Raw genomic sequence first — 15203 nt, forward strand, 5'->3', positions numbered from 1 at the left:
CTATGATCGGACTCGACCTCTTTACGGGATACGTCCTCATGATGGGCGTGGTAGCCGGACTGGGATTGCTGGTGTTACTCTACACCGAGTTCGACGCGGTCGAGTACGACTCGTTCGTGTTGATCACCGTCGCCGGGCTGTTCCTGTTTATTATCGGCGGTCCGCTCACGGAGCTGCTTGCTCCGTCGGCCGTTCACTGGATCCACGGGGTCGCCGCCCTTCTCGTGTTGTTCGGACTGTACAGCCCCGTCCAGAACGACCTTCGGCGGGAGGAGTGGGCATCGTTGCTCCTGACCGATCCCAGCCAGATCCGGAAACCGGCCGAGTGGATGGCGCCGATCGACGACGCCGTTCTCGGGCTGTTTCACTCCTCTGAGCTGGTACTTACTCCCGCGATCATCGCGTACAACATCGACTACAGCCGCGAGGAGGTGAACCGTCGACTGACGAGGCTCGAGGAGGCGGGCCTCGTAGAGCGCGTCGAACGGGGAAAGTATCGGCTGACCGAACTCGGCGAACGCTACCTCCGGGGAGGAGTCGACCTCGACGGCCGGAACTGAGTGCCGAAACTCGACCGTCCGATCCTGGCTCGGTAGCCCCCCGGCGGTCGGAACCGGCTCAACAGGCCCAGTCGTCCCGCCAGCACTCCATCATCTCGATCTCCTCGCGTTGGACCTCGATGATCTCTTTGGCCAGATCGGTCACGCGCTGCGCCCGTCCGTCCTCGAGAACGTCTTCGGCCATCTCGATCGCACCCTCGTGATGGAAGATCATGTGTTCGGCGAACAGACAGTCGAACTCCCGGCCCTCGGCCTCACCGAGTTCGGTTAGCTCCTCCTCGGAAAGCATGCCCTCCATCTCGTCGTGGGCGTGGTCGCCGTGAGCGTCGGCGCCGGCCTCCTCGAGCCACTCCCGCAGCTGTTCGATCTCCGCCTCCTGGACCTCGATGATCTCCGGAGCGAGGTCGCACAGCCGTCGACTGTCCGTCCGATCGGGGACGAGCTTGGCCATCTCGATCGCCTGCTCGTGGTGTGGGATCATTCCCTGCATGAACGCGACGTCGGCGTCGTTGAACGGTCCCTCGGCGTCGTCGTGATGGTCGACCTCGTCGTGGTGGTCACCCTCGTCGTGATGTTCGTAGTCGTCCGCTTCGTCGTCGTGCTCGTGGTCCCCGTCGTCCGCTCCGTGGTCGCCGTGGTCGTCGGCGGTAGCCAGACCCGCAAGTCCCGCGGTCGTTGCTCCTGTCGCGAACAGCAGTCGTCGTCGTGTCGTTCTACGCATCGTACCAGCGTCCGGTTCCCGACCCCCCTTTAGCGTAGGAGATCGTTGCGCGATCGCAACTGACGAGCCCCGATATCCGGCGGGAGACGGCTCGACGGCCAATTAGTGAGGTGCCGTTTCGGGAGGCGCCTCGAGCGGGAACAACGAGTGAGGGCGGTCGTCGAACCGTGAGCGGCGAGCGTTCCGCCGATCGGAGCGATCGAAGTCGACGACGGGGCCGGGGCCATTCCCTTCGCGCGCGCTACCACCATCGGGCGGTCGACCTCGAGCGACGGGGAGAGCCGTCGGCGACGCGGCGGGGGGCCCTCGAGGCGATCGAACGGGGGATCGGTCGCGGATCGAGGCCGGAAAAGCGGAGTCGATCGACTGTCGTTACTCGACGACGAGGTCGCCGACCTGGTTCGCGGCGTGGTACTCGCAGACGTAGGTTACCATCTCGGGGTCGGCGGTGAACTCGAGGGAATCGCCCTCGTCCTCGGCGTCGACGCTGTCGGTCGCCAGGTCGTCGACGAGGTCGTCGCTCTCGTCCCAGATCTGGAGGTCGTGGGTGACGCCGTCGGCGTTGATCCACTCGATGGTGTACTCCTCGCCCTCCTCGAGGACGAGCGTCGGGTTCTGCTCGCCCTCGATCTCGCTCGGCTCGACACCCTCCCAGTGGGAAGCGTAACCGTCGAGGACGATCTCGGTGCCGGCTTCGATCTCGAACTCGCCGTCACCGTCGTCGCCGTTGCCGTCGTCGCCGTCGTCGCCGTTGCTGCCGTCGTCGTCGTCACCGGAACAACCGGCGAGGGCAACGGCGATCGTCGATGCTCCCGCAGCCTTCAGTACCGTTCGACGCGTGTGTTCGGTCATCGTCTTCAATTCCGTGTAATCACCGACGGATGTTCAAGAATGAAGTCAGTTCCCGGAGACTGAGAAATTCTATCCAGCGGAACCGAACGGCTCTCTCGACGGGGCGTCACCGACCGTGAGCGCCGTCGACCGCCACCGTATCGCCCGACCGAATCGCCTCGAGATCGGAGTGGTCCGTGGAGCCGTCACTGCCAGCACGGTGCCAGCGGTCGTCAGTGTCGACGGCGGTCCGTACGTATCTCGGGGAAAAGCGTCGCTCCGGGCGCCCCGTCCTCGAGAGCTCCCGCGGTCGTGTTTCGGACGGTCGACTCTCGGGAATCCGAGCTACCCGGTACCGAGGGACGAAACACAACGTTCACAGCGGGTGATCGACAGGACACGGTATGAACGTCCGCGACTACTACTTTACGGCGAAGGGAATCCAGGACCTCGTGGATACCGAACGGAACTCTCCGTCGTACTCGCAGTCGCTTCCGCGCCGGCTCGCGCTCTGGCGGCGCGGCTTTCTGAGCAGGGCCGGCGTCATCTACGACTTCGAGCGCTACGATCCGGCGTCGTTCGTCAACAACTACCAGCGGTTCGTCCGGACGAAGAACCTCAACGGCACGTGGTCGATCGCGCTCTCGAACAAGCTGTTTTTCGACTGGCTGATGCGGGCCTACGGCGATCACCGGATGGCCGTCCACGGACTCGTCCGCGACGGCGTCTTCCACGAGTTCGACGACACGCACGAGCCGGCACCGTCGGCGGTCGCCGGCGACGAGACGGCGACGCTCGAGTCGACGGTCGGCTCGAGGGCCGTCGCTCGCCGCGGGGCCGGCGAGTGGGTCGCCGACCGCCTCGATGCGGACGGAAAGCTGGTGCTCAAGTGGATCATGGGCGGCGGCGGCGAGAACGTGCTGCTGTGCTCGCGGACCGCGGACGGGTACGAGATCAACGGCGACCGATACGACCGCGACGCCCTCGTCGCCCGGGTGGACGACCTCGAGAACTACCTCGTCTGCGAGCACGTCGAGCAGGGACCGTACTCGGCCGCCCTCTACCCCGAGACGCCGAACACGATCCGCGTGCTCACGATGTACGACGAGGCGGCCGAGGAGGCGTTTATCGCGGCCGCGGTCCAGCGGATCGGAACCGACCGTTCGGGTTCGATGGACAACTTCTCGCAGGGCGGGCTCAGCGCCGAAATCGACGTCGAGACCGGCGAGCTGGGTCCGGGCGCCCAGCTTCCCGACGAGAGCGACCACCTCGAGTGGCACGCCCACCACCCGGAGACCGGAGCGCGGATCCAGGGCACCCGAATCCCGGCCTGGGAGACGATCCGGGAGCGAGTGCTCGAACTGGCCTCGAGCCATCCGATGCTCCCCTACGTCGGCTGGGACCTCGTGCTCACCGACGATGAGGGCTCGTTCAAAGTCATCGAAGCGAACGACCACCCCGGGCTCAAGGCGATGCAGGTGCACGGCCCGCTACTGACCGACGACCGCGTTCGCCGGTTCTACGAGCGACACGGCGTCTGCTGATCGTTCGTCGTCGCTCACGCCTTTCGGATGCGCGACCATCGAGCGAAACGGAGCCCACTCGACGACTACTCGACGGTCAGCTCGTCGTCGGCCTCGACGTGGTCGGCGTCCCACCGGATCGTGAAGGTGGTACTTCGCTCCGCACCGGTATCGAGCAGGTCGGAATCGGTGTCGATGGCGACGTCGAACGCGCACGTCCGCGGCGGATTGATCGTCGCGCTCTCGTTGCCGGCGATCACCGTGACCTTGTCACCGACGCTCTGGGCGCGGTCGCGGTCGCCGTCCGTGGCGCCGTCCCGGCGGCTCGTTTCGTCTCCGATGCCAGTTCCTGTCCCGGTCGTTTCCGTCGAACCGGTCCCGACCGTCTCGGCGGTGTTCCCGCCGCGGTCGGCACCGTCCGACCGCACGTCCGGATCGAGTTCGTCGGCGAACTGCCGGAGGTACGCGGCGATTTCGGAACGGGTCCGCTCCTGTGTCGTCTCGAGTGTTGCCATACCGAACCATCAACGAACCGATCAATGAGTCTGAGGCTTGCACATTCCCGTCTCGCCGCCGCCCGATCTCGCGAATCGCTCGCTTCCTCGAGACGGCGACCGGCGAATCGTCAGATTCTCGACCGAGGCGGCGACAGGTACAATAGACACCTATTCTAACATAGCTACCTCGGCTGAGGTACCTATTATCGGTAACTCGGTTGCCGCAAGCGAGTGACAACCAGTTCCGATCGCCTCGAGAATCGGATGCACGCGGCGAGTCCTCGATAGCGAGATCCCACGGGCGGGGGAACGTGGTCGGCGCGGTCAGGCAGAGTCGAGCAGCGTGGTCACGTCGTACCCACCCTCGAGCAGGAGCCCCCCAGCGGCGACGACAAGCGCCTGCGGGAGCGTCGTGATCTCCCAGTAGCCGACCGTGACGACCGCTTCGAACCCGACCAGCAGCTGGTTCCACGCCAGGTAGACGGCCTGGTGGAACTCCGGTGCCCGGTCGGTTACGACACCCACGTACAGTCCCGGCTGATCGTAGTACAGCGGCACGAGGAGCATCGCCAGCGCCGTCGACAGCCCGGTCGTGAGGGCGACGAACGAGCCCAGTCCGAGGAGAAAGACGGAGGGGAGGTAGACGAACGGCGTCCACGTCCGGAGATCGGTCAGCAGGTCGAGTGCTCGATCCCGGCGCCGGTCCCCCTCGAGTTCGCGCCTGCCCTCGATCTCGACCGGGAGCAAGCGCGTGACGAGCCAGCGCTCGAGCTGGGCCGCAAGCAGCGTCGCACCCAGCACGAGCACCAGGATCGGGAGTCCGACGACCAGTATCGAGAGCCCGACGCCGACCGAGAGGCCGACGACGAGGAAGACGAAGTACGCGATCCCGAGCGGAACGGCGAGCAGCAGGTACGCCAGACGGCGGTACGTTTCCCGTCGGACGGGGACCGAAACGAATCGTCGGAGCCCGCCGCGGAGTCGGTCGGCACCGAGGTCGAGTCGCTCGGCCGTCGGGGACGCCATCTCGAGGCGGTCCGCCACCCGGTCGGCCTCGAGGCGCAGCGCCTCGAGGTCGGTTCGGACCGAACTGGCCTGTTTCTCGAGGTCCAGTCGAATCGTCTCGCGGTCGGCGCCGGTGACGGTCAGATCGCCGACCGAACCGGTGATCGCGATCGCCTCGGCGTCGCCGGGATCGATCGTCCGGTCGTCCTCGAGTCGGCGACCGACGAACGGCGTCGATCCGGTACAGCCGGCCAGCGCCGCCGCCCCCGCGGCGGACAGTCCCCCGAGCAGTCGTCGTCGGGTGTGGTTCGCTGTCATACTCGAGTCGACGGGCGCCGTCCACCTGTAAGCTAAGGCGGGGCTGGCGAGTCGCCACACGGTCCCCAACGGTTATATGCGGGGAATTCGCGGAGTCGTCCGCTCTCCGCAGTACCGGCCCGTTCGCGACGACGGACGTCCGACGCGAACCGAGAGGTACTTTTGTACTCGAATACGATATCTCGTGACCAGCAGCGCATCCCAGGTGTCTCCCGCGTGGACGACATTCCGTTGCTGGTTCGCGATCGTGGTTCAGTGGTGCCCCCCGACCGATCGTCGGGGGCCTTCCTTCCGTTCGATAGCTCGAGAGCGCTCCGCTCGTCGATCCTCGAAAACTGTGACCGACCCCACGGTGTTTAGTAGACGTCCGCGAAACGACGGGTATGGCAACCTGTTTGGCACGACAGCTTCAGGGGAAGACCATCGTCAGTATCGACGGCACCGACTTCGGCACGCTCGAGAACATCACGATGGGCGTGGAGTCGGGGACGATCGACGAACTGGTCGTCGAACCGCAGGATCAGCTTCCGGCACGAATCGAACTCGACGCCGACGGCCGATTCCGGCTGCCCCTCGAGCGGGTCGAGAACATCGACGACAGGATCGTCATCAGCTCGGATTGAAGCGGTTCGATCGCGGTCGACGGATCATCGACTCGCTTATAGGGAGCATCCGATTGGACCCACCCCCCGTGTGCGAAATGAAATCCGGCGTGTGAGCGGGGGTGGGGGGACGAACGGCCGTCCTGGTCGCGAGCGTGCGACGGCTCGAGCTCGCTCGTCGAGCGAGGAAACCGTATTTTCCGGGCGTGTATCGACTTTACCGATCGGTCTCGGAATCGATTCGTTTCCTCGAGCCGATCGGGATCCAGTACGGATTCTATTCTAATAGGCACAACATAAAAGCACCGGTACTAGAAGGGCTTCGGAGAGGACTGCTCCTCGGATCTACGCCTTCGGTCGTTTCGTCGGGGCCGTTTCCGCCGTCTTCCGCCGCTTTCGGGTCGCTTCCCCCTTCTGCCCCTCCCCGACCACCCCCACCCGTTCGTACCGATTTCATTTCGCACACGGGGGGAGGGGGTTCGCGGACTCCCGACTCCCCATCGGTTCGTCCCTCGAGACTCGCGCGGATCCAACCCAGTCGGTGCGAGGTGGCGGTAGTACCGTTTCTGGGTAACCGTTCCCCGTCCCTCGAGCCGTCACGCTGCCTTCGTCCGCGGTTGGGAACTCGCGGGCGCGGAATTCATCTCGCACACGGGGTGTCTCCGCCCGATTTGACTTCGCTCACGGCGATTTGACTTCGCCCACGGTTTCGGACCTCGATACCTGTGTCCTTGTCCCAGGCCCTCTAACTGACGGTACGACCGTCGTTGCTCTCGCATGCGGTACTCGTCACGTATTTATGAAGTCGGTGCGAGTGACACGGTATGACCGACGGCGACGATCGCCACTCCCTCTCGGAATCTATCAAGGGACGGCTGCAGGACGGCGTCCAGCAGTCGGTGTTCAGGGACAGGGGACTGCTCGACCCGGACGCCGTCATCGACGAGGACCGGATCGTCGGCCGGGATCAACAGCTCGAGGACATCATCACCTACCTCCGGCCCGCGCTTCAGGGGAACCGTCCGCCCAACATGTTGCTGTACGGCCCGTCGGGAACCGGAAAGTCGCTGATCATCAACGCCGTCTGCGAGCAGGTCGTCGAGCTCGCGGAGGCCCAGGGCGATCGCTTCGGCGTCATCCAGATCAACTGCCAGACGATCAAGTCCCACGACCGGGCGGTGTACCGCCTCGTCGAGAACACCGCGACGACGGCCGGCGTCGAGGTCGGCGTCCCCGAGAGCGGCGTCTCGACGGACCGAAAGCTGAACCGGCTGTACCAGCTGTTGAGCGAGGAGTTCGACTCCGTCATCATCATCCTCGACGAGGTCGACCTCCTGGTCGGTCGCCAGCGCGACCCCAACGACGAGCCCGCCTACTCGAAGCTGCTGTACCAGCTCTCGCGGGCCTCCCAGCTCGGCCGGATCGACGGCCACGTCTCCGTCGCCGCGCTCACGAACGATCCCCGCTTCATGGAGGATCTCGACGGCCGGGCCGAGAGCTCCTTCAACCCGCAGGACGTCGTCTTCTCGGATTACGACGCCAACCAGCTCCAGGCGATCCTCGACCGCAGACGGGACGCCTACCAGGACGGGGTGCTCGAGGCCGGGATCATCCCCCTGAGCGCGGCCTTCGCCGCCCAGGACCACGGCGACGCGCGGAAGGCGATCGACCTCTTTCGGAAGGCCGGCGAGATCGCGAACCGCCGGGGCGAGGAGACGGTCCTCGAGGATCACGTGCGCGACGCTCAACGGGAAGCCGAACGCGATCGCACCCTCACCCAGATGCAGGGGCTCTCGACCCAAAAGAAACTCTCCCTGTACGCGACCGCGATCGTGCCGGTCCACGCCGAGCGGAACCTGAACGCGATCCCGAGCACTGTCGCCTACCGAGTCTACCAGTACCTGACCGAGCGACTCGACGCCGACAAGAAGTCCCGGGACTCCTACCTCCGATACATGACCGAGGCCGAGACGTACAACTTCATCACCTCGGAGAAACGAGGGCGGGGCTACGGCAGCGGCGTCCACAAGGAGTACACGTTCGTCGACGATCCGGCCGTCGTCGCCGAGACGCTGCAGGCCGACTTCCGCCTCGAGGAGATCGAGGGTGAGGACGAACTGATCCAGTCCGTCGTCAACGCACAGATCGACGAGTTCTTCGACGAAGCCTGAGACGGTCTGTTGTAACGATTCGCTCGTCGCTCGAACTCGAGCCGCCAGTTCACGACACCGAAGGGGATTTCATCTCGCACACGGGGAGGGCGGCCCGAAACGCCGATACCGGCGTGATCCGATCCGTCGGCCCCGCTAATTCATTTCGCACGCGGAGTGTCGGAAGATCCGATCGGCGGCTGCGCTGGTTTCGGCCAGACGGGTCGGTTCCCGACCCGAATAATTCATCTCGCACACGGGGGGTGACTCAGATCTGTCGTGGTACCGTTTCACTTCGCACACGGGGAGTGCCGGTTCGAGCGGACCGATCGGTTCTCGACTCGAGCGGGCCGATCGATCCGCCTTCGCCGCTCCGGCCACGGGAAGCGAAACCCGGAATCAGCAACCGCCGCCTCGAAATAAAACGGTTTCAACGGGACCGGCCTTGCCACGCACACGCCGAATGAGTCGCCTGGATTCGATCCGTCGCGAGCTGGTGGGCCTGTGGGCCGGCGGCACCGGGAAGACGCTGCTGGCCATCGCGCTCGGCTGGGGATTGCTGAACGGCACCCGGATGATCTACCCCGTCTTGCTGCCCTACTTCAGCGCCGAGTTCGATCTCACGCTCTCGACGGCCGGCCTGCTCGTCACGCTGATCTGGCTCGGCTACGCGATCGGGCAGGTCCCCGGAGGGATGCTGGCGGACCGCCACGGCGAACGGTCCGTGCTGACCGCGAGCGTCTCGATGGTCGTCGTCGGAGTGACCGTCGTCCTCCTCTCGCCGACCGCCGCGACCCTGTTCGGGGCGACGGCGCTCGTCGGTCTGGGGCTCTCGCAGTATCCGATCGCCCGGATCACCGCGCTCTCGGATCTCTACCCCGATCGGATCGGACGGGCCCTGGGCGTCACGATGGCGGCCGGCGACATCGGCCAGACCGTGTTACCCCCGATCGCGAGTGTGCTCGCCGTCGCGGTCGCCTGGCGGCTCGGCCTGGGCTTCGTCCTGCCGATCCTCTGTGTTACCGCGGTCGTCATCTGGCTGACGCTGCCGGCTCCCGACCCCGCCGACGGCGACGACGCCTCGAGCGAGAGTCTCCGATACGTGGTCGGCGAACTCCGCAGTCCCGTCCTCGCGATCATGGGCGTGATCCTCTTTCTCTTTATTTTCGTCTGGCAGACGTTCTCGGCCTTTTATCCGACCTACCTCGTCGAGCAGAAGGGGCTGTCCTCGACGGTCGCCGGCGTGCTGTTCGGCCTCTTTTTCGCGGTCGGCGTCGTCGTCAAGCCGGTCGCCGGGATGGCCTACGACCGTATCGGGCTCCGGGGGTCGCTCCCGCTGGTCCTGCTGGGATCGATCGTCGGCCTCGCGCTGTTACCGTTCGTCGACGGGCTCGTCGGGCTCGTCGGGGTCACCGTCCTCGCGAGTACGATGCTCGGCTCCGGCGCGATCACGCAGTCGTACCTCGCCGAGATCATCCCGCCGGAGATCCAGGGAACGGGACTGGGCGTGATCCGCTCGAGCGCCTCGGTTCTGGGTGCGTCGGGTCCGGTCGTCTTCGGCGTGATCGCCGAGCGGGGGTACTTCGACGCCGGCTACCTCCTGCTGGCGCTGATCATCGCGCTCGGAACGCTGCTGACGCTGCGGATGCCGCGGGAGTAGGAGCGACGTCATGCTGGCGTCCGTTTCCGTTCGCCACCGCGTCCGCGACGCAATCGCCGTACGCTCGAGCGAGTCACTCGACGACGTACTCGTCGGCCATCTCCCCGGGCGTGATCACGTCGACCTCCCCCGAGTACTCCTCGAGGGCGGCCAGCGTCGACTCGAGCCCCTCGATGGCCCCGCTCTCCTCGAGCTGGTAGAAGCCGATCGAGGTGATGCCGCCCATCTCGGCGGTCCACTCGACGAGGCTCGCCCCCTCGTCGCCGGTGGGGCCCGAGACCACCGAGCAGAGGTGGGGATTGCTGGCGTACCCCTGGGACTGGGTCTGGCCCGCGAACGCCAGGTCGTAGTTGTCCTGGACGAGTTCGTAGGTCTCCTCGGTGTACTGCGAGCCGGGGAACGCGAAGAACCGGCCGTCGTCGTCGTACCCCTCTTCCTCGAGCCACTCCGCGGGCCCGGTGATGAGTTCCTCGGCCCCGGCCTCGCCGATCGAGCCCGCCTGCGCCGCGTTCGCGGTCTGGCAGCCGATCGTCCACCCGTTCGAGGCGAGTTCCTCGACCTGTCCTTCGGTGAGTCGGTCGCCCTGCACGGCGGCGTCCGCGCGGAGCCGGTCGGTCGGCACGAACGTCGTCGCCGGGAAGTCGTACTGGGCGACCCGGGGGAGGGCCTCCTCGTAGTGGGTCTCGTAGCCGCCGTGGAACTGCAACATCACCTTCGGGGTGTCGGGCTTCGGCACGAAGTGGAAGTCGTCGACCCACATCTCCTCGCCGGCCTCGTCGTCCTCGTCAGCGGGTTCACCGAACCAGCGGATGATCTGCAGAACGATGATCTCCTCCAAGTTTGGATCTCCGCGCACGCGAGTGAGTCCGAAGTTGTGCCGCGCCAGCGGCATGTTGTCCATCACCTGCTGGCTGTACTCGACGTAGTCGCCGTCCTCGTCTTGCAGCTGGATCAACACCATCCCGCTGTCGGAGGCGGTCATGGCCAGTCCCGGCGCCACGTCGCGAACGTCGATCGGCTCGTCGGTCTCGCGGCGCACCCTGACCTGACCGTCCTCGGAGTCCGGCGTGAGTCGCGCCGACTGCGAGCCGTCGTAGTACTGCTCCGTGTCGGCCTCGATCGCGCCGATGTCCTGGAACGCCCGCCAGGGCTCTAAGTCCTCGAAGTCGTCGTAGGTGCCGACGAGGTCGCGGTCCGCGGTCTCTTCTTCTTCATCCTCCTCCTCTTCCCCGTCGTCCGTTTCCGGCTCGTCGTGATCGTCGTCGCCGTTGCCCGCGCCGTCGTCGTGGTCCTCGTCGTCGTCGGTCTCGCCCGGGCCGCCCATTTCCGAACAGCCGGCAAGCGCCACGACTGCGCCCGTCGCGGTCACGAGATAGGTTCGTCGGTCCATTGGTCCACCCCAGACCACCCTCGTCCCACGGTTTGTTATGGACCGACCTCCCAGCTACGCGACCAGTGTTACAGCGACGATAGTGACGGTAACCGGACCGTTCGGCGGATTCGATTCGGCCGTCAGCTTCGGTGTGAAGGCTCGATAGATCCGATCCGTCAGCGATCGACTCTCCGAAGCGCTCGCCGCGCGCGAGAGTCGGCTCCGGATCGCGGTAGTCGCCGGCTGCTCGACCCCGTCGGTTCGTTCCCGAATCGAAACGGAGGCAGGTACCGCCTACCCTCGGTAGCTGCGGGCTGCGAACGGTTTCGATCGATGACTCTACGCGATACTCGGACAAACTATATACAGAGTTGCGTTGGGTGGTAGCTACGCACATGAGTCTCGATACCATCGTCGAACGGGCGGCTTCCGCCCTCGGCTATCCGCCGGTGACCCACGATCTCCTCGATCGGTACTTCGACGCCGCCGAGTTCGATATCGCTCCCTCGGCCCGGATCTCGATCGGCTGTCTGCTCCGTCGTCGGGTCGAGATCGGTCCGTACGCTCGGCTGAGCCGGGGCTGTATCCTCGACGGCGACGTCACCATCGGACGACGGACGAACCTCGAGCCCGACTGCGACCTCGTCGGGGAGGTCGAGATCGGCCGCTACTGTGCGATCGCCCGCGAGAGCACGTTCCAGCAGACCAACCACCGGATCGACCGGCCGTCGCTACAGATCCGGCTCTACGAGGAGGTCCTCGACGGAGAGCTCCCGTCGACCGACGACGGCCCGATCTCGGTCGGCAGCGACGTCTGGATCGGGACGAGGGCGACGATCCTCTCGGGTGTGACGATCGGCGACGGGGCCGTCGTCGGCGCGGGAGCGGTCGTCACGAAGGACGTCGAGCCCTACGCGATCGTCGGGGGCGTCCCGGCCGAGCGGATCGGCTGGCGGTTTCCCCCGGAGATCAGATCCCGGCTGCTCGAACTCGAGTGGTGGGAGTGGAGCGAACGGCGCATCCGCGAGAACCGGGCGTTCTTCGAGCGCAGCCTCGGCGGTGCCGAGGACGTCCCGCTCGCTCGGTCGGCGCCCACCGACTAGCGACTCCCGGCGTCGCGACCGCGGTCGTCGCTCCGCCCGTTCAGCACTCGATCGACTCGAGGGGGCCACACAGCTGTGCAGCCGTAAATTCGGCAATCACGGGCGCGCCGGCCAGAAAGAGCAACAGGAGGGCGAACGTCAGGAGGGCGATGAGCTTTCCGACCATCGGCATGGTTGTCAACAGTTGGCACGATAAGTCTATCGGGCGTCCCGGCGTCGTCGGTTCGAACGAACCGGCCGCGGGGGAACGAGAGCCGTACCGGGGAACGACCCACTGCCGTTCCGCGAGTCGAACGGAACGTCGGTTCGAGCAGCCGGAAAGTAACGAGACACAAACAATGACACGTGCCCGACTCTCTCGGCGTGGACGGGAACCGATCGCCGCTCTCGACCGCGACGCGGTGACGGCTTCCTCGACCGCCACCGATGTCAGGACGGGATCACGACTCCGGCGCGGACTCGCGGCGCTCGAGCCGATGGTGGGGGCTGCTCGCGGTCGCGGTGGGGCTCGTTCGAACGCAGACGAGGACGGCGCGGGGACGGACCCTCGCGACGATCCTCGTCGTGGCGCTGACGGTCGCGAACCTCGTGCTCGTCACCGGGGTCGCGCTCGCGCTGGCCGACGACGGGGAGGCGGGCCACGACGCCGACGCCCGGATCGTCGCCGACGACGGCGATCTCCTCGGCTCGGTCGCCGGCGTCGAATCGCCCCGGCTGGGCGAGAGCCCGGATCGGGCCGAACGGATCGCGGATCGAGACGGGGTCGACCACGCCTCGCCCGTGCTCCGGGAGCCGATCCGGGTCGACCACCCCGACGCCGACGGTTCGGCGTACCTCCTGCTCGTCGGCGTCGTTCCCGGCGACGAGCCGTCGACCGTGGCGGAGCTCCCGACGGCCGATCTCGAGCCGGCTGGCTCGAGTGACGCCCGAATCGTCCTCTCGAGGGCCGCCGCCGCCGAACTCGGCGCCGAGCCGGGCGACCCCCTCTCGCTCGAGGGCGTCGACACCCGGTCGACGACGGTCGCCGCCGTCGAGGACGGATCCGGCGACGAGGCGCCCGTCGCGCTCGTCCACCTCGAGGTGCTCCAGTCGCTGTCGGGCGCCGAGGGGAGCGGACTGGCCGACGAGGTGCTGGTCTGGGGCGAGGGAGACGCGATCCGGGAGGGGGCAGCCGAGACGTACCCCGACGCCGCGCTCGAGGGCGAGGGAGCGCCCGACGTGCGGGCACTGTTCGGCGACGGCCTCGCGCTCGCGACGAGCGCCCTCGCGCTGGTCGTCGCACTCGGGATCTGTTCGTTGCTGGTCGCGACCACCGCGGGGATGCGGGTCGAGGCCGACCGCCGGACGCTCGCGACGCTGGGCGCGATCGGCTTTCCGACGCCGAGCCGGCTGGCGGTCGTCGCGACGACCACGCTCGCGACCGCGACCGTCGGCGCTCTCCTGGGTGTCGGTCTCGGAATCGTCGGCATCCGGCTCACGAACGCGCTCGCGACCGCGACGGTCGCTCCCGAGGCGGTCGCGGCCCTGCACCCGCTGCTGGCTCCCTATGCGCTGGCGGTCGCCCTCGTCTCGACGCTGCTCGCCCTGCCGTACCCCCTCTCGCTCGCGGCTCGAACGGACGTCCTGGCGGAGGTGGGGCGGTGAGCCGCGCCTCGCTGGCCCGGGTTCGCGCCGTTGTCGGCCTCGGACTCGCCCAGTTACGCCACGCTCCTGGGCGGACCGCGCTCGCCGTCTGCGGGGTCGTGCTCGCGGTGCTCTCGGTGACGCTGCTCGCCGGCCTCGGGGTCGGAGTCGTCGAGACCGGCCAGGAGCAGTTCGACGACGCCGGCCGGGATATCTGGATCACCGGCGGCCCCGCGGCCGGCGGCGAGAACGAGGTCGTCGACGCCGCGACCGTCGCGGCCGACCTCCGCGAGCGCGAGGCCGTCGGCGACGTCTCGACGGTCGCGATGCACGACGTCTACCTCGGCGCCGACCCCGACGCCGTCGAGCCGATCCCTGCCGTCGGCGTCGAGGGCACCCACGGCCACTTCGAGTTCGAGGACGGCGACGGGTTCGACGGCGCGATGACCGCCGACGGGGACGAAGAGTTCCGCTCGAGCGTCGTCGTGCTCGACCCCGCTACCGCAGCCCGACTCGACGTCGGGGTCGGCGACCCCGTCTACGTCGGCGCCAGCCGCCAGAATGTCGACGCCTACACCGTCGCCGGCGTCGGCTCGTACTACTCGCAGTTCTTGGGGACCGAGACTGCGACGCTCCGCCTGCCGGAGCTCCAGTCGACGACCGGCACTGCCGGCTCGAGCCGTGCCTCGTTCGTCACGATCAACCTCGAGGACGGCGTCGACCGCGAGGCGTTCGCCGACGACGTTCGGGCGGAGTATCCGGCCTACGACGTCCGCACCGCCGACGACCAGTTCGCCGCGATGGTGAGCGACCGGCTTCTCGTCGTCGCGAGCGGGGTCGCGCTCGTCGGGCTGGCGATCGCCGGCGGCGTCGCGCTGACGGCCAACCTGTTCGTGCTGGTCGCCTACCAGCAACGCGAGACGCTGGCGGCGCTGCGGGCGCTCGGCCTCTCGCGGCGGCTGCTGGCCGGGACGATCGGCGTTCAGGGGGCGCTCATCGGCCTCCTCGGCGGAGCGATCGGCGTCGCCGCGACGCCCGTACTCGCCGCGGGGCTGAACCGCCTCTCGACGAACGTCATCGGCTTCGAACGGCTCGTTCGGACGCCCCTCGAGGTCTCGGTCCTCGGCTTTGCCGTCGCCGTCGTCGTCGGCGTCCTCGTCGCAGTCGTCACCGGCTGGCACGCGAGCCGATCGGCGGTGCTGGAGACTCTCGAGTCCTGATACTGTCGGACAAAACGA

At 67.1% G+C, this 15203-nt stretch carries 14 protein-coding genes; 8 read left to right on the forward strand and 6 right to left on the reverse strand.

Annotation, left to right across the window (positions count from 1 at the left end):
- Positions 1-2 precede the first annotated feature (2 nt).
- Positions 3-560, forward strand: a complete 558-nt coding sequence (locus ACNA7R_RS03755) for a winged-helix domain-containing protein (RefSeq protein ID WP_416282206.1) — start codon at positions 3-5, stop codon at positions 558-560.
- A gap of 58 nt (positions 561-618) precedes the next feature.
- Here the strand turns inward: ACNA7R_RS03755 and ACNA7R_RS03760 are convergent, their stop codons facing one another.
- Positions 619-1281: a DUF305 domain-containing protein gene (locus tag ACNA7R_RS03760; protein WP_416282208.1), complete on the reverse strand. Its 663-nt coding sequence runs from the start codon at positions 1279-1281 to the stop codon at positions 619-621.
- Positions 1282-1653: 372 nt separating this feature from the next.
- Positions 1654-2133, reverse strand: a complete 480-nt coding sequence (locus tag ACNA7R_RS03765) for a PKD domain-containing protein (protein ID WP_416282209.1) — start codon at positions 2131-2133, stop codon at positions 1654-1656.
- A 383-nt stretch (positions 2134-2516) separates the two neighbouring features.
- Between ACNA7R_RS03765 and ACNA7R_RS03770 the strand changes: the two genes are divergently transcribed.
- Positions 2517-3656, forward strand: coding sequence for a sugar-transfer associated ATP-grasp domain-containing protein (locus ACNA7R_RS03770; RefSeq protein ID WP_416282210.1), 1140 nt, complete (start codon positions 2517-2519; stop codon positions 3654-3656).
- 65 nt (positions 3657-3721) lie between these two features.
- On the opposite strand, the gene ACNA7R_RS03775 is transcribed toward ACNA7R_RS03770, so the two are convergent.
- Both ACNA7R_RS03775 and ACNA7R_RS03780 read right to left on the reverse strand, forming a co-directional pair.
- On the reverse strand, positions 3722-4150 hold the full coding sequence (locus ACNA7R_RS03775; protein ID WP_416282211.1) for a hypothetical protein: 429 nt from the start codon (positions 4148-4150) through the stop codon (positions 3722-3724).
- Between the two features lie 306 nt (positions 4151-4456).
- Positions 4457-5455: a sensor domain-containing protein gene (locus tag ACNA7R_RS03780; protein WP_416282212.1), complete on the reverse strand. Its 999-nt coding sequence runs from the start codon at positions 5453-5455 to the stop codon at positions 4457-4459.
- 383 nt (positions 5456-5838) lie between these two features.
- Here ACNA7R_RS03780 and ACNA7R_RS03785 point away from each other — a divergent pair, with 383 nt between their 5' ends.
- From ACNA7R_RS03785 to ACNA7R_RS03795, 3 genes are all read left to right on the forward strand, one after another.
- Positions 5839-6078 carry a PRC-barrel domain-containing protein gene (locus ACNA7R_RS03785; protein WP_416282213.1) on the forward strand — a complete coding sequence of 80 codons (240 nt, stop codon included), beginning with the start codon at positions 5839-5841 and terminating at the stop codon, positions 6076-6078.
- An 803-nt stretch (positions 6079-6881) separates the two neighbouring features.
- Positions 6882-8228, forward strand: a complete 1347-nt coding sequence (locus tag ACNA7R_RS03790; protein ID WP_416282214.1) for an orc1/cdc6 family replication initiation protein — start codon at positions 6882-6884, stop codon at positions 8226-8228.
- Between the two features lie 442 nt (positions 8229-8670).
- Positions 8671-9867: an MFS transporter gene (locus ACNA7R_RS03795; protein ID WP_416282215.1), complete on the forward strand. Its 1197-nt coding sequence runs from the start codon at positions 8671-8673 to the stop codon at positions 9865-9867.
- A 73-nt stretch (positions 9868-9940) separates the two neighbouring features.
- Here the strand turns inward: ACNA7R_RS03795 and ACNA7R_RS03800 are convergent, their stop codons facing one another.
- Positions 9941-11257: a polysaccharide deacetylase family protein gene (locus ACNA7R_RS03800; protein ID WP_416282216.1), complete on the reverse strand. Its 1317-nt coding sequence runs from the start codon at positions 11255-11257 to the stop codon at positions 9941-9943.
- A gap of 377 nt (positions 11258-11634) precedes the next feature.
- Between ACNA7R_RS03800 and ACNA7R_RS03805 the strand changes: the two genes are divergently transcribed.
- Positions 11635-12342, forward strand: a complete 708-nt coding sequence (locus ACNA7R_RS03805; protein WP_416282217.1) for a DapH/DapD/GlmU-related protein — start codon at positions 11635-11637, stop codon at positions 12340-12342.
- 40 nt (positions 12343-12382) lie between these two features.
- On the opposite strand, the gene ACNA7R_RS03810 is transcribed toward ACNA7R_RS03805, so the two are convergent.
- A complete protein-coding gene (locus ACNA7R_RS03810) occupies positions 12383-12508 on the reverse strand; it encodes a hypothetical protein (RefSeq protein WP_416282218.1) in 126 nt (41 codons plus the stop codon).
- 260 nt (positions 12509-12768) lie between these two features.
- Between ACNA7R_RS03810 and ACNA7R_RS03815 the strand changes: the two genes are divergently transcribed.
- Together ACNA7R_RS03815 and ACNA7R_RS03820 are read left to right on the forward strand one after the other, a co-directional pair.
- Positions 12769-13986, forward strand: coding sequence for an FtsX-like permease family protein (locus ACNA7R_RS03815; protein ID WP_416282219.1), 1218 nt, complete (start codon positions 12769-12771; stop codon positions 13984-13986).
- Complete coding sequence (locus ACNA7R_RS03820) at positions 13983-15185, forward strand: ABC transporter permease (RefSeq protein WP_416282220.1); 1203 nt, start codon at positions 13983-13985, stop codon at positions 15183-15185. Before ACNA7R_RS03815 ends, ACNA7R_RS03820 begins: the two co-directional genes overlap by 4 nt.
- Positions 15186-15203: the final 18 nt, after the last annotated feature.

This window comes from Natronococcus sp. (assembly GCF_047921035.1).
In the GTDB taxonomy this organism is placed as follows: domain Archaea; phylum Halobacteriota; class Halobacteria; order Halobacteriales; family Natrialbaceae; genus Natronococcus.

Excerpts from the sequence above, each read along its gene's own strand:
- ACNA7R_RS03760 (WP_416282208.1), bottom strand. The coding sequence starts at position 1,281 with ATGCGTAGAACGACACGACGACGACTGCTGTTCGCGACAGGAGCAACG.
- ACNA7R_RS03810 (WP_416282218.1), bottom strand. The coding sequence starts at position 12,508 with ATGGTCGGAAAGCTCATCGCCCTCCTGACGTTCGCCCTCCTGTTGCTC.
- ACNA7R_RS03805 (WP_416282217.1), top strand. The coding sequence starts at position 11,635 with ATGAGTCTCGATACCATCGTCGAACGGGCGGCTTCCGCCCTCGGCTAT.
- ACNA7R_RS03755 (WP_416282206.1), top strand. The coding sequence starts at position 3 with ATGATCGGACTCGACCTCTTTACGGGATACGTCCTCATGATGGGCGTG.
- ACNA7R_RS03815 (WP_416282219.1), top strand. The coding sequence starts at position 12,769 with ATGTCAGGACGGGATCACGACTCCGGCGCGGACTCGCGGCGCTCGAGC.
- ACNA7R_RS03795 (WP_416282215.1), top strand. The coding sequence starts at position 8,671 with ATGAGTCGCCTGGATTCGATCCGTCGCGAGCTGGTGGGCCTGTGGGCC.
- ACNA7R_RS03780 (WP_416282212.1), bottom strand. The coding sequence starts at position 5,455 with ATGACAGCGAACCACACCCGACGACGACTGCTCGGGGGACTGTCCGCC.
- ACNA7R_RS03785 (WP_416282213.1), top strand. The coding sequence starts at position 5,839 with ATGGCAACCTGTTTGGCACGACAGCTTCAGGGGAAGACCATCGTCAGT.
- ACNA7R_RS03765 (WP_416282209.1), bottom strand. The coding sequence starts at position 2,133 with ATGACCGAACACACGCGTCGAACGGTACTGAAGGCTGCGGGAGCATCG.
- ACNA7R_RS03775 (WP_416282211.1), bottom strand. The coding sequence starts at position 4,150 with ATGGCAACACTCGAGACGACACAGGAGCGGACCCGTTCCGAAATCGCC.
- ACNA7R_RS03790 (WP_416282214.1), top strand. The coding sequence starts at position 6,882 with ATGACCGACGGCGACGATCGCCACTCCCTCTCGGAATCTATCAAGGGA.
- ACNA7R_RS03800 (WP_416282216.1), bottom strand. The coding sequence starts at position 11,257 with ATGGACCGACGAACCTATCTCGTGACCGCGACGGGCGCAGTCGTGGCG.
- ACNA7R_RS03770 (WP_416282210.1), top strand. The coding sequence starts at position 2,517 with ATGAACGTCCGCGACTACTACTTTACGGCGAAGGGAATCCAGGACCTC.